At 62.7% G+C, this 13162-nt stretch carries 11 protein-coding genes; 8 read left to right on the top strand and 3 right to left on the bottom strand.

Annotation, left to right across the window (positions count from 1 at the left end; translation table 11 throughout):
• Nucleotides 1–30: 30 nt before the first annotated feature.
• Nucleotides 31–1356, bottom strand: a complete 1326-nt coding sequence (locus ACGLHT_RS06505) for an OprD family outer membrane porin (RefSeq protein WP_274078830.1) — start codon at nt 1354–1356, stop codon at nt 31–33.
• A 657-nt stretch (nt 1357–2013) separates the two neighbouring features.
• On the opposite strand from ACGLHT_RS06505, the gene tauA reads away from it, so the two are divergent.
• The 4 genes from tauA to tauD are packed head-to-tail and all read left to right on the top strand — an operon-like array spanning nt 2014 to nt 5520.
• Entirely contained in the window at nt 2014–2985 is a 972-nt protein-coding gene (gene tauA, locus ACGLHT_RS06500; RefSeq protein ID WP_274120043.1) for a taurine ABC transporter substrate-binding protein, read from the top strand.
• Between the two features lie 28 nt (nt 2986–3013).
• Entirely contained in the window at nt 3014–3802 is a 789-nt protein-coding gene (gene tauB / locus ACGLHT_RS06495) for a taurine ABC transporter ATP-binding subunit (RefSeq protein WP_075044314.1), read from the top strand.
• A complete protein-coding gene (gene tauC, locus ACGLHT_RS06490) occupies nt 3799–4638 on the top strand; it encodes a taurine ABC transporter permease TauC (RefSeq protein WP_274120042.1) in 840 nt (279 codons plus the stop codon). Before tauB ends, tauC begins: the two co-directional genes overlap by 4 nt.
• Nucleotides 4639–4686: 48 nt before the next feature.
• Nucleotides 4687–5520, top strand: a complete 834-nt coding sequence (gene tauD, locus ACGLHT_RS06485; protein ID WP_075046922.1) for a taurine dioxygenase — start codon at nt 4687–4689, stop codon at nt 5518–5520.
• Nucleotides 5521–5634: 114 nt separating this feature from the next.
• Here tauD and betT read toward each other — a convergent pair whose 3' ends face one another.
• Nucleotides 5635–7596, bottom strand: a complete 1962-nt coding sequence (gene betT / locus ACGLHT_RS06480) for a choline transporter BetT (RefSeq protein WP_170929293.1) — start codon at nt 7594–7596, stop codon at nt 5635–5637.
• 332 nt (nt 7597–7928) lie between these two features.
• On the bottom strand, nt 7929–8861 hold the full coding sequence (gene epsC / locus ACGLHT_RS06475; RefSeq protein WP_274120041.1) for a serine O-acetyltransferase EpsC: 933 nt from the start codon (nt 8859–8861) through the stop codon (nt 7929–7931).
• Nucleotides 8862–9252: 391 nt separating this feature from the next.
• On the opposite strand from epsC, the gene tcyJ reads away from it, so the two are divergent.
• The 4 genes from tcyJ (at nt 9253) to ACGLHT_RS06455 (ending at nt 13089) form a co-directional block, all read left to right on the top strand.
• Entirely contained in the window at nt 9253–10047 is a 795-nt protein-coding gene (gene tcyJ / locus ACGLHT_RS06470; RefSeq protein WP_003257420.1) for a cystine ABC transporter substrate-binding protein, read from the top strand.
• On the top strand, nt 10044–10712 hold the full coding sequence (gene tcyL, locus ACGLHT_RS06465; RefSeq protein WP_025337317.1) for a cystine ABC transporter permease: 669 nt from the start codon (nt 10044–10046) through the stop codon (nt 10710–10712). The genes tcyJ and tcyL overlap by 4 nt, the downstream gene beginning before the upstream one ends.
• A 2-nt stretch (nt 10713–10714) precedes the next feature.
• Complete coding sequence (gene tcyN, locus ACGLHT_RS06460) at nt 10715–11473, top strand: L-cystine ABC transporter ATP-binding protein TcyN (RefSeq protein ID WP_013970435.1); 759 nt, start codon at nt 10715–10717, stop codon at nt 11471–11473.
• 374 nt (nt 11474–11847) lie between these two features.
• A complete protein-coding gene (locus ACGLHT_RS06455; RefSeq protein ID WP_274078826.1) occupies nt 11848–13089 on the top strand; it encodes an SfnB family sulfur acquisition oxidoreductase in 1242 nt (413 codons plus the stop codon).
• Nucleotides 13090–13162: the final 73 nt, after the last annotated feature.

Raw genomic sequence — 13162 nt, 5'->3', positions numbered from 1 at the left:
ACTAGGCGAGGCTTCTTGTTCAGCTACGGCTTACATGAAGTTGTAAGTGTAGTTCACGATGAAGCGAGTCTGATCTTTGTCGACTGGCGCTTCACCCTCACCACGGTAGACACCGTGACGCAGGCTAGCGCCCAGGCCCTTGAGGGTGCCTTCCTGGATCACATAGTCGATACGAGCGTCACGTTCCCACTCGTGGTAAGTACCGTTACCGGAGAAGTTACGGATATCGGTACCGCGCAGGTAGGCGACCGAAGCCTTCAGGCCAGGCACGCCAACGCGGGCGAAGTCATAGCTGTACTGGCCGAAGGTGGTGTTGGTACCAGCACGGGCGAACTGGTTGATCATACTATCGGTGAACAAGTAGAAGCTCGCGCCACCTGCACCTTCTGGTCGGCCATTGCCATCGGTCACCGAACCTTGGTTCAACCAGACGAAACCACCGTCATCGCTAACTTGCTGATGACCCAGCATCAAGGCATGGCCACCCAAGCTGTAGGTAAACATGGCAGACCAGGTCTTGTTGTCGACCTCGCCATTGTTCTTGCGATAGCCGCCGTTGTTGTTGAAGCTGTATTCGCCAGGCCCGTTCTTGCCATCGCTACTGCTGTCGAAGTATCGCAGATCAGTCTTGAACGATTGGTCATCGGAAATCTTGAAGATGTGGGTAGCACCCAGGAAGTGCTGCTTGTAGAAGTCTTTCAGATTCGAGTAGTAGTACTGCAGCGTCAGGTCAGGGGTGAGCTTGTAGTCCAGGCCACCGTAGATGAACTTGTTGCTGTCGGCAGTAGCACCGTTGACCGACAGGCCAGTACGGTTGCTCGAAGCACGCCCCATAGCGTGGGTCAGCTGACCGGCGTTGATGGTCAAGTTGTCGATTTCTTTCGACTGGATGGTGCCGCCTTCGAAGGTTTGCGGCAGCAAACGACCATCGTTGGAGACCAGAATCGGCAGGTTCGGCGCCAGGGCGCTACCGAAGTGGGCCTCGGTTTTGGAGAAACGAGCCTTGGCGTTACCACCAATACGAGCCCACTGGCTCACGGCGGAACCATCGGTGTCGCTCGGGAAGAAGGTGCTGCTATTCGGGTGCTTGCCGCGACCGCCGTCGAGGTGGATACCCCACAGAGCTTGTACATCAACGCCGAAGCCTACGGTGCCCTCGGTGAAACCGGAAAGGTAGTCGAGCTTGAAGCCCTGACCCGACTCACGGTTGTCAGCACCACCTTCGCGGTTGTCATCGTTGAAGTACATGGTGCGCGAGCTGAGCGACAGTTTGCTGTCTTCAACGAAACCGGCAGCGCCTGCTTGTTGGGCGAGAACCCCCAGTGCCACGGCCAGTGCCAGGCTGGACTTGTACATGTTTTGCTCCTCTACGTTCTAATTCTTGTGTATCTCTGGCGGTGGGATCTGCTGCCCCGCTCACCGTGGATTGGCGATTTAGTCCCAAAGCGTGACCGTTTAGTCAATCGTTTCTAAACATTTCGCGACTTTGGTCTAAGACGCCACCTGCGCTACAGGATAATGACAATCCTATAAATCCAAAATGACCGTTTTATGAATTGGTAAGATTTTTAAGGAATATGTTAGGAACTGTTACTGCGATTCGTTAGCAGCAGGTCGCTTTTCATAACTGCTGGTTATTTGCAAACGTTTGCTCATAACCTAATTCCGTATCGTTCTATCGGGACGAAAAAGCCTAGCAGCACTCTCGGATTTCGCCATTGAGCGAAATCACCAGCCCTCCCTGCTAATGCGCCCCCCCTGTAGGAGCGGCCTTGTGTCGCGATGGGGTGCGAAGCAGCCCCCAAAATCTCAGCCAACGCCGCATAAATTGCCGGGGCCGCTTTGCGGCCCATCGCGACACAAGGCCGCTCCTACAGGGATCGCGTAAAGGCAGGCGGTGATTTCAAACAATTGGCTCCTAAGCTAATGCAAAAAAGTTATTTATTTTACTTTTCTTAGATCATTTAGCCTTCTCGCCATCCATCACATCGATTGCCTGACGAGAGGTTCACCATGATCCCGCACGCTCCGCTGCGCCTGTTCGCCGCCCTGACCCTCGCCAGCGCCAGCTGGTTGGCCCAGGCTGCAAACCTGACCGTGGCCTACCAGACCACCGTCGACCCGGCCAAGGTGGCGCAGGTCGATGGCAACTACGAAAAAGCCAGCAAGGCCAGCATCGACTGGCGCAAATTCGACAACGGTGCCGACGTAATCACCGCCGTAGCCAGCGGCGATGTACAGATCGGCTACCTGGGCTCCAGCCCGCTTGCCGCAGCAGCCACCCGCAAGCTGCCGGTCGAGACCTTCCTGATCGCCACGCAGATTGGCGCCGGTGAAGCACTGGTCGCCCGCGACAGCATCAAGACGCCGCAGGACCTGGTCGGCAAGAAAGTCGCCGTGCCGTTCGTCTCCACCGGCCACTACAGCCTGCTGGCCGCGCTGAAGAGCTGGAACATCGACCCGTCCAAGGTGCAGATCCTCAACCTGGCGCCGCCGGCGATCATTGCCGCCTGGAAGCGCGGCGACATCGACGCCACCTACGTCTGGGACCCGGCCCTGGGCGTGGCCAAGGAAAACGGCAAGGTGTTGATCACCTCCGGCGAGCTGGCCGAGAAAGGCGCACCGACCTTCGACGCATGGATCGTGCGCAAGGACTTTGCCGCCAAGCACCCCGACGTGGTCAAGGCCTTTGCCAAGGTCACCCTCGACGCCTACGCCGACTACCGCAAGAACCCGCAAACCTGGCTGGCCAACCCCGACAACGTGAGCAAGCTGGCCAAACTGTCTGGCGCCAAGCCTGCTGACATCCCGGTGCTGCTGCAGGGCAACGTCTACCCGCTGGCTGCCGACCAGGCCAATGCACTGGGCGCACCGACCACCCAGGCGCTGACCGACACGGCCACCTTCCTAAAGCAGCAAGGCAAGGTCGACGCGGTGCTGCCGGACTACTCCCCGTACGTCAGCGCCCAGTACCTCCCCAACTAAGCCTGTAGAAAACCGACCGGAGCCTGCCATGGCCTTGCTCGAACTGGAGCGCATCAGCGCACAGTACCCCGGTGCCGAAACCCCGGTACTGGCCGACATCAACCTGAGCCTGGGGCCACGCCAACTACTGGTGGCCCTGGGGCCTTCCGGCAGCGGCAAGACCTCGCTGCTCAACCTGATCGCCGGCTTCGTCGCCCCCAGCGGCGGGCGCATCACCCTGGACGGCGTGCCCGTCCAGGGCCCCGGCGCCGAGCGCGGCGTAGTGTTCCAGGACGATGCGCTGCTGCCTTGGCAGAACGTGCTGGGCAACGTCGCCTTCGGCCTGGAACTGGCCGGCGTGCCACGCGCCGAGCGTGAAGCCAAAGCCCGCGAAATGCTGGCCCTGGTCGACCTCGACGGCTTTGGCGAGCGGCGTATCTGGCAATTGTCCGGTGGCCAGAAGCAGCGCGTGGGCCTGGCCCGGGCGTTGGCAGCCGACCCACGGGTGTTGCTGATGGACGAGCCGTTCGGCGCACTGGATGCCTTCACCCGCGAGCAGATGCAGGAGCTGTTGCTGCAGGTATGGCAACGCACTGCCAAGCCGGTGTTCCTGATTACCCACGACATCGAAGAAGCAGTGTTCCTCGCCAGCGAGCTGGTGCTGCTGGCGCCCAACCCGGGGCGCGTGGTGGAACGCCTGCAACTGGACTTCGGCCAACGCTACGCAGCCGGTGAACCGGCGCGGGCGATCAAGTCCGACCCGGCCTTCATCGAAACCCGCGAGCACGTACTGGCGCGGGTGTTCTCCCAACGTCAAAGCCTGCAGGAGCGCGCATGAGCAGCCTGGACCTGCCGGTCACCGGCAAACGCAACACCCAACCCCGGTCAGCCACCAAGCTGCGCCGCCCCCTGCCTACCCGCTGGATCAGCACACTGACCCTGGCCAGCCTGCTGTTGGCCTGGTGGCTGGTGACCGCGGCCGGCTGGATCGAGCCGCTGTTCCTGCCCTCGCCCGCCGACATCCTGGCCAAGGCCGGGGCCCTGCTGACCCAAGGCTACATGGATGCCAGCCTGTGGCAGCACCTGGGTGCCAGCCTGGGGCGCATCGGCGTGGCCCTGCTTGCCGCCACCCTCACCGCCATCCCGGTGGGTATCGCCATCGGCTACAACCGCGTGGCCCGCGGCATTCTCGATCCGCTGATCGAGTTCTACCGGCCGATCCCGCCGCTGGCCTACCTGCCGCTGATCGTCATCTGGTGCGGCATCGGCGAGCTGTCCAAGGTGCTGCTGATCTACCTGGCAATCTTCGCCCCCATCGCCATTGCCACCGCCACCGGCGTGCGCACGGTCGACCCGGCCAAGCTGCGTGCCGCGCAGTCGCTGGGCGCGACCAAGGCCCAGCTGATCCGCCACGTGATCCTGCCCAGCGCCCTGCCCGACATCCTCACCGGCATCCGCATTGGCCTGGGGGTTGGCTGGTCGACCCTGGTGGCCGCCGAGCTGATCGCCGCCACCAGCGGCCTGGGCTTCATGGTGCAGTCGGCGGCGCAATTCCTGGTTACCGATGTGGTGGTGCTGGGGATCCTGCTGATCGCGCTGATCGCCTTCGCCCTGGAAATGAGCCTGCGTGCCCTGCAACGCAAACTGGTGCCTTGGCACGGGCAGAGCCACTGAATCCTGTTGACCACGCCAGCAGCCTGGCGCCTGATTGAAGAGACCGACATGAGCCTGACCATCACCCCCCTCAGCCCGGCGCTTGGCGCCCAGATCAGTGGCGTGGACATCAGCCGCGATATCACCGTCGAAGAACGTGACGCCATCGAGCAGGCGCTGCTGCAACACCAGGTGCTGTTCTTCCGCGACCAGCCGATCAACCCGCAGCAGCAGGCACGTTTTGCCGCCCGCTTCGGCGACCTGCACATCCACCCGATCTACCCCAACGTGCCGGAAACCCCGCAGGTGCTGATCCTCGATACGGCGGTTACCGATGTGCGCGACAACGCCGTGTGGCACACCGACGTGACCTTCCTGCCGACCCCGGCCCTGGGCGCGGTGCTCAGCGCCAAGCAGTTGCCGGCCTATGGCGGCGACACCCTGTGGGCCAGCGGCATCGCTGCCTTCGAAGCCTTGTCGGCGCCGCTGCGCGAGCTGCTCGACGGGCTGACCGCTACCCATGACTTCACCAAGTCGTTCCCGCTGGAGCGCTTTGGTACCACGCCGGAAGACCTGGCGCGCTGGGAAGCAACCCGGCGCAACAACCCGCCGCTGTCGCACCCGGTGGTGCGCACGCATCCGGTGAGCGGGCGCAAGGCATTGTTCGTCAATGAGGGGTTCACCACGCGCATCAATGAGCTGAGCGAACTGGAAAGCGAGGCACTGTTGAAGCTGCTGTTCGCCCATGCGACGCGGCCGGAGTTCAGCATTCGCTGGCGGTGGCAGGAGAATGACGTGGCGTTCTGGGACAACCGCGTGACCCAGCATTTTGCCGTGGATGACTACCGGCCGAACCGGCGGGTGATGCATCGGGCGACCATACTCGGGGATGCGCCCTTCTGAAACTGGGAGGCCTTTGGCCTCCATTCGCAGCACAAGGCTGCTCCTACAGGGAAGCGCGATCCCTTGTAGGAGCAGCCTTGTGCTGCGAATGGGCCGCAAGGCGGCCCCAGCGATCTAGCGGACCAGATGCAGGTACTGCATGTGCCGTTCGTACTGGTCGAGGATGTCGTTGATGATCTGCTCCTTGCTGTAGCCCACCAGGTCGTAGTTCTGGCTGCCTTCGCTCAGGTGCACCTCCGCCCGGTAGTAACGGCGGTTCTTCAACTCTTGCGTACCCAGCCCACCCAAGGCGAACGATGGCGTGAAGTAGCCACGCATCTGCACCTGGTAAATGAACGGCTGTTCCTCGCCATGGCCAATCTTCAGGCTGACGTTGTCGTGGCTCGGGTCGTCCTGGGTAATCAGTACCAGGCCCTTCTGCTCGAACACTTCACGCACATCGGCAATTGCCGGACGCACCACGTCGTCCATGAAGCGATACACCTCATCACGCGACGGGAAGTGCACCGCCTGGCTCAGGCGCTGGCGCCAGCCACCACGGCCGCGGCGTGACTGGGCGAACGGGGCCAGCGAATGCATCTGCGCGATCTGCCGTTGCGACTCCAGGTAGAACGCCTTGTGCAGCCCCCACATCATGCACAGCAGGATCAGCGAGAACGGCAGCGAGGTCAGCACCACCGCCGACTTCAGCGAATCGATGCTGCCGGCGAACAACAACGCACTGGTGATCAGCGCCGTCATCGCGCCCCAGAAGATGCGCAGCCAGTTCGGCCCATCCTCGTCGGCATCACCACCCTTGGCCGACAAGGTCGACAGCACCACGGTGCCCGAGTCGGCCGAGGTGACGAAGAACACGAAACTGATGAACACCGTCATGGCGATCACCGTCTTGCTCCAGGGGTAGGTCTCCAGCAGCAGGTACAGGCTCATCGACGGGTTATCCAGCGCCGACTGGCCCAGCGCGGTCATGCCGTGGTTGATGACCTGGTCCAGGGCGCTGTTGCCGAAGATCGACATCCACGCCAGGGTGAAGCCCAGCGGAATCAACAGCACACCAAAGACGAACTCGCGGATGGTGCGGCCACGGGAGATGCGGGCGATGAACAGGCCCACGAACGGCGCCCAGGCAATCCACCAGGCCCAGTAGAACACTGTCCAGCCGCCCAGCCAGTCACGGTTCTCGCCGTAGGCATAAACGTCGAAGCTCTTGCGCGGCAAGGCCCCCAGGTAGTCGCCGAGGTTCTGGATCAGCGTGTTGAACAGGTGCTGGGTAGGCCCGGCGAACAACACGAACAGCAACAGCGCGCAGGCCAGGAACAGGTTGATGTCGCTCATCACTCGCACGCCCTTCTCCACCCCGGCGACGGCCACGGCCACCGCCGCGCCCATCATCAGGGTGATGAGCAGCACCTGCACCCACTGGCTGTGGTCGATGCCGAACAGGTAGTCGAGGCCGGCGTTCAGGTGCAGCACGCCAAAACCCATGTCGGCGCCCAGGCCGAACACCGTGGCGATGATGCCGAAGCCGTCCACCGCATAACCAATGGGCCCGTTGATGCGCTTGCCGATCAGCGGGTACAGCGCCGAACGCAAGGCCAACGGCAGGTTGTGCCGGTAGGCGAAGTAGGCCAGGGCCATGCCGACGAAGGCGAACACGCCCCAGCCATGCAGGCCCCAGTGCAGGAACAGTATCTGCATCGCCTGGCGCCCGGCCTCGGCCGTGCCCGCTTCGCCCTGGGGCGGCTGCAGCATGTGGGTCAGGGGTTCGGACACGCAGAAGAAGAACAAGGTGATGCTGATGCCGGCGGCAAACAGCATGCCGGCCCACGACAGGTAACTGAACTCGGGCTCGTCGTGGTCGGCACCGAGCTTGATCTTGCCGTAGCCGGACAAGGCGGTGACCACCACGAAGACCAGGTACAGCGTCATCGCCAGCATGTAGTACCAGCCGACCGTGTTGGCCGCCCAGTTCTGCGCCGCCAGCAACCAGTCGCCTGCTGCTTGCGGATAGGAAATGACCACCAGGCCGAAGATGAGGATGAAACTTGCCGCGAAATAGAACACCGGGGGGTTCATGCGGATCTTGCCATTGGCAAGGGAAGGGGTCGGTGCACTCATTGGGGGCGCACCTCGTCGAATGACGTAAGGCTCGGAATGAACGGGTTCAGCAAAGGAATCCTCCTGTTGAACACCGGCAGCGGACCAGCGTTTTTCATTGAACAAGCGTTCAAGTTAAACATGGATCGGATTTCAATGCGAATTGGGGTGCTGATTGGTGCCCTCCTGTTCCGGCCCTTTCGCGGGTAAACCCGCTCCCACAGGTACTGCACAGGATTCAAAATCTGTGGGGGCCCTGTGGGAGCGGGTTTACCCGCGAAGAGGCCGATACAGGCCAAGGAAATGCCAGATCAGTTCTTGTCCTGGCAATCCAGCTGCAGGTTGGCCTGGGTAATGTTGCTCTCGGCCGGCACACTGCGGGTCAGCCACACATTGCCGCCAATGGTCGAGCCTTTGCCGATGGTGATCCGCCCCAGCACCGTGGCCCCGGCATAGATCACCACATCGTCCTCGACGATCGGGTGGCGTGGCAGGCCCTTGTGCAGGGTGCCCGATTCATCGCTGGGGAAGCGCTTGGCGCCCAGGGTCACTGCCTGGTAGATGCGCACGCGCTCGCCGATGATCGCGGTTTCGCCGATCACCACGCCGGTACCGTGGTCGATGAAGAAGCTCGGGCCGATCTGCGCCCCGGGGTGAATGTCGATCCCCGTGGCCGAATGCGCCAGCTCCGAGCTGATCCGCGCCAGCAGCGGCAGGCCGGCCTGGTACAGGTGGTGCGCCAGGCGGTGGTGGATGATCGCCAGGATGCCTGGGTAGCACAGCAGGACTTCATCGACACTGCGCGCCGCCGGGTCGCCGTGGTAGGCGGCCAGCACGTCGGTGTCGAGCAGCACGCGCAGGCCCGGCAGGGCGGCGGCGAAGCCCTGCACCAGGCTCAGCGCATGGGCATCGACACCGGCCAGCTCGGCCTTGCTTTGCCGTGCGGCGTAGCGCAACTCCAGGCGGGCCTGGGCCAGCAAGGCGGTCAGCGCGGCATCCAGGGTATGGCCGACGTAGAAGTCTTCGCTTTCTTCGCGCAGGTCGACCGGGCCAAGGCGCATGGGGAACAGTGCGCCGCACAGTTGCTCCAGGATGTGTCGCATCGCTTCGCGCGAAGGCAGCTCACGCCCGCCCTGCTCGCCGCTGCTGCGGCCATTGCGGGTACGCCATTGTTCACGGGCACCGCGCAGGCCGTTGACGATGCTCTGCAACTGCCAGTGCCCGGATGAAGGTTGTTCGCTCACGGTTTTCTCCTGCCTGAGTAGGCCAACTATTTTTATCGGCAGGCCAGGCCTCTTCGCGGGTAAACCCGCTCCCACAGGGACTGCACAGGTTTCGATGCCTGTGCGGGCTCTGTGGGAGCGGGTTTACCCGCGAAAGGGCCGAACCTGCCCACATGCAATCCACTCTACGGCAAATCCATCCCTTGGAAAAAACAACGCTTTATTCCATCCTGCGCTAAGTCAGGCATAAGCCGCGATGACGGAGCAGGCAACCTCGCCTACCCTCAAAGCAGCCAGCACCTGGCAAAAACCAAAAAGGGAATAACAAAATAATTTTTTAGTATTTCCTGGCCTAAGCAGCCGACCCTATAGTCGCCACCCACCACTTACACAACAAGCGCGGGGCTCTGAAATGTCGAAATTCGCCAAACCGCTACTCAACGCCAGCCTGGCACTCCTGCTGGGTGCCGGCCTGCTCGGCCAGGCCTTCGCCGGCGAGCAGCTGAAGACCATCCAGGAAAAAGGCGTGATCAACGTCGGCCTCGAAGGCACCTACCCACCGTTCAGCTTCCAGGACGAAAACGGCAAGCTGACCGGCTTCGAAGTGGAACTGTCCGAACTGCTGGCCAAGGAGCTGGGGGTAAAGGCCAAGGTGCAGCCGACCAAGTGGGACGGCATCCTCGCCGCACTGGAGTCCAAGCGCCTGGACGTGGTGATCAACCAGGTGACCATTTCCGAAGAGCGCAAGAAGAAGTATGACTTCTCCGAGCCTTACACCATCTCCGGCATCCAGGCGCTGATCCTGAAGAAGAAGGCCGAGCAGCTGAACATCCACAAGGCCGCAGACCTGGCCGGCAAGAAGGTCGGCGTGGGCCTGGGCACCAACTACGAGCAATGGGTCAAGAAGGACGTGCCGCAAGCCGATGTGCGCACCTATGAAGACGACCCGAGCAAGTTCGCCGACCTGCGCAACGGCCGTATCGACGCCATCCTGATCGACCGCCTGGCCGCGCTGGAATACGCGCAAAAAGCCAAGGACACCGAACTGGCCGGCGATGCCTTCTCGCGCCTGGAAAGCGGCGTGGCCCTGCGCAAAGGCGAGCCGGAACTGCTGGCAGCGATCAACAAGGCACTGGACAAGCTCAAGGCTGACGGCACGCTGGCCAAGCTTTCCGAGAAATACTTCGGTGCCGATGTCACCAAATGATTGCTGAAAGCCTGCAACTCGTTGTCGACTCCGCGCCCTTCCTGCTGAAGGGCGCGGGTTATACAGTGCTGCTCAGTGTTGGCGGCATGTTCTTCGGCCTGCTGCTGGGCTTTGCCCTGGCACTGATGCGGTTGTCGAAGATCTTGCCGCTGAACTGGCTGGCGCGGGTTTACGTGTCGTTCTTCCGCGGCACGCCGCTGCTGGTGCAGCTGTTCGTCATCTACTTCGGCATGCCGCAGATCGGCATCGAGCTCGACCCGATCCCGGCCTCGCTGATCGGCCTGTCGCTGAACATGGCCGCCTACATCTGCGAAATCCTGCGCGCGGCAATTTCCTCGATCGACCGTGGCCAGTGGGAAGCCGCCGCCAGTATCGGCATGACCCGCGTCCAGGCCATGCGCCGGGCGATCCTGCCCCAGGCCTTGCGCACCGCACTGCCGCCGTTGGGCAACAGCTTCATCTCGCTGGTCAAGGACACCGCCCTGGCGGCGACCATCCAGGTGCCCGAGCTGTTCCGCCAGGCCCAGCTGATTACCGCGCGCACCTTCGAAGTGTTCACCATGTACGTGGCGGTGGCGGTCATCTACTGGGTGCTGTGCAGCATCCTCGCGCACTTCCAGAACCGCATGGAAGCGCGAGTCAACCAGCATGACCAGGAGCATTGAGCATGATTGAAGTCAAAGGCCTGACCAAGCGGTTCAAGGGCCAGACCGTGCTCAACGGTATCGACCTGACCGTGCAGCCCGGCGAAGTGGTGGCCATCATCGGCCCCAGCGGCTCGGGCAAGACCACTTTCCTGCGTTGCCTCAACCTGCTGGAAACACCCGATGCCGGGCAGATCCAGATTGGCGACATCAGCATCGACGCCAACCGCCCGCTGGGTGGGCAGCAAAGTGCGATTCGCCGCTTGCGCCAGCAGGCCGGGTTCGTGTTCCAGAACTTCAACCTGTTCCCTCATCGCACCGCCCTGGAAAACGTGATCGAGGGGCCGGTGATCGTCAAGAAGACGCCCCGCGAGCAGGCCATCGAACTGGGCCGGCGCCTGCTGGCCAAGGTTGGCCTGGCGGGCAAGGAAGATGCCTACCCGCGGCGCCTTTCCGGTGGACAGCAGCAACGGGTGGCCATCGCCCGCGCCCTGGCCATGGAACCGGAGGTGATCCTGTTCGACGAGCCGACCTCGGCGCTGGACCCCGAACTGGTGGGTGAAGTGCTGGCGACCATCCGCGGCCTGGCCGAGGAGAAGCGCACCATGATCATCGTTACCCACGAGATGAGCTTTGCCCGCGATGTGGCGAACCGGGTGATCTTCTTCGACAAGGGCGTGATCGTGGAACAGGGCGAGGCCAAGGCGCTGTTTGCGGCGCCGAAGGAAGAGCGTACCCGGCAGTTCTTGCGCAAGTTCCTCGGTACTGCTGCTTCCGAATAGGCACGCACATACACAGTCCCTGTAGGAGCGGCCTTGTGTCGCGAAAGGGCTGCGCAGCGGCCCCAGGCTTTCAGCATCACCGCTGAGATTGCCGGGGCTGCTGTGCAGCCCTTTCGCGACACAAGGCCGCTCCTACACCGATCACGCCTGCCTGGAACAGACACTCCTCCTTCCATCTATACATATTCCAAAGAGTTAGTTCATAAACTTTTTATAAAGCATTATGGTATATAAACCGGACCACCGGACCAGCACACATCTGTCGCGATCAGCTGTAGCGGCATCACTTTTTTTGTGAGGTCAGGAATGGTCAGGATCACAATCACCCCAGTGCGTAACGCCAGGGCATTGAGTGCAGCCAAGGAGCGGTACTGATGTCCAGCCAACCCAATACCCAATTCCACAGCGATCTCGACAGCTCGCCCCTGCTGCTGCCGGCCAAGGTACTGCGCAACGACGCCGAAGCCCTGCAAGCGGCCCGCGAACTGGCCGAGGTCGCCCGCGAGCAGGCCGCCCGCCGCGACCAGCAACGCAAACTGCCATGGGCCGAGATCGAACTGTTCACCCGCAGCGGCCTGGGCAGCATCAGCGTACCCAAGGCCCATGGCGGCCCCGATGTGTCATTCGAGACCGTGGCCGAAGTGTTCCGCCTGATCAGCGCCGCCGACCCGGCCCTGGGGCAGATCCCGCAGAACCAGTTCGGCATGCTGCAACTGCTGCGCCTGACTGCCACCGAGGCGCAACAGGCGGTGATCTTCCGCAGCGTGCTCGATGGCTGGCGCATCGGCAATGCCGGCCCCGAACGCAGCACCAAGGACACCCTGACCCTCAAGGCCAGGATCACCCGCGTCGGCGACAGCTATCGCATCAGCGGCGAGAAGTTCTATTCCACTGGTGCCCTGTTCGCCCACTGGGTGGCGGTCAAGGCACTGGACGACGAAGGCCGCCAGCGCCTGGCATTCGTGCGCCGAGGCAGCCCGGGGCTGCGCATCGTCGATGACTGGTCCGGGTTCGGCCAGCGCACCACTGCCAGCGGCACCGTGCTGCTCGACCAGGTACCGGTGGATGCCGACCTGGTGATCGACAACTGGCGCCAGCGCGATATTCCCAACATCCAGGGCGCTGCCTCGCAGCTGATCCAGGCGGCGATCGATGCCGGCATTGCCGAAGCGGCGATCGAAGACGCCATCAGCTTCGTGCGCGAAAAGGCCCGGCCATGGATCGAGGCCAAGGTCGACCGCGCCAGCGACGACCCCTATGTAATCGCCGACATCGGCCGCCTGAAGCTCGAGCTGCATGCCGCCGAAGCGTTGCTGCGCAAGGCCGCGCGGGTCCTGGACGAGGTCAACGCCGCGCCGGTCGATGCAGCAAGCGCGGCGCGGGCCTCGATCGCGGTGGCCGAGGCCAAGGTGCTGACTACCGAGATTGCCCTGCAGGCCAGCGAAAAGCTGTTCGAGCTGGCCGGCAGCCGCGCCACCCTCGCCGAGTTCAACCTCGACCGCCACTGGCGCAATGCCCGGGTGCACACCCTGCATGACCCGGTGCGCTGGAAGTACCACGCGGTTGGCGCTTACCACCTCAACGGCACCTTGCCCGCGCGGCATTCCTGGATCTGATTTGTGGGCCTTGGGGCTGCTTTGCAGCCCATCGCGACACAAGGCCGCTCCTACAAGGGATCGCGTACCTCCT

It is taken from the genome of Pseudomonas sp. PsB (assembly GCF_043658375.1).
Taxonomy (GTDB): Bacteria; Pseudomonadota; Gammaproteobacteria; order Pseudomonadales; family Pseudomonadaceae; genus Aquipseudomonas; species Aquipseudomonas putida_Z.
The sequence above is the reverse complement of the archived record's forward strand: the minus strand, read 5'-3'. Positions and strand labels throughout refer to the sequence as shown.

Coding starts and splice junctions, on each gene's coding strand:
- ACGLHT_RS06505 (WP_274078830.1), bottom strand. CDS start 1,356: ATGTACAAGTCCAGCCTGGCACTGGCCGTGGCACTGGGGGTTCTCGCC.
- tauA (WP_274120043.1), top strand. CDS start 2,014: ATGATCCCGCACGCTCCGCTGCGCCTGTTCGCCGCCCTGACCCTCGCC.
- tauB (WP_075044314.1), top strand. CDS start 3,014: ATGGCCTTGCTCGAACTGGAGCGCATCAGCGCACAGTACCCCGGTGCC.
- tauC (WP_274120042.1), top strand. CDS start 3,799: ATGAGCAGCCTGGACCTGCCGGTCACCGGCAAACGCAACACCCAACCC.
- tauD (WP_075046922.1), top strand. CDS start 4,687: ATGAGCCTGACCATCACCCCCCTCAGCCCGGCGCTTGGCGCCCAGATC.
- betT (WP_170929293.1), bottom strand. CDS start 7,596: ATGAACCCCCCGGTGTTCTATTTCGCGGCAAGTTTCATCCTCATCTTC.
- tcyJ (WP_003257420.1), top strand. CDS start 9,253: ATGTCGAAATTCGCCAAACCGCTACTCAACGCCAGCCTGGCACTCCTG.
- tcyL (WP_025337317.1), top strand. CDS start 10,044: ATGATTGCTGAAAGCCTGCAACTCGTTGTCGACTCCGCGCCCTTCCTG.
- tcyN (WP_013970435.1), top strand. CDS start 10,715: ATGATTGAAGTCAAAGGCCTGACCAAGCGGTTCAAGGGCCAGACCGTG.
- ACGLHT_RS06455 (WP_274078826.1), top strand. CDS start 11,848: ATGTCCAGCCAACCCAATACCCAATTCCACAGCGATCTCGACAGCTCG.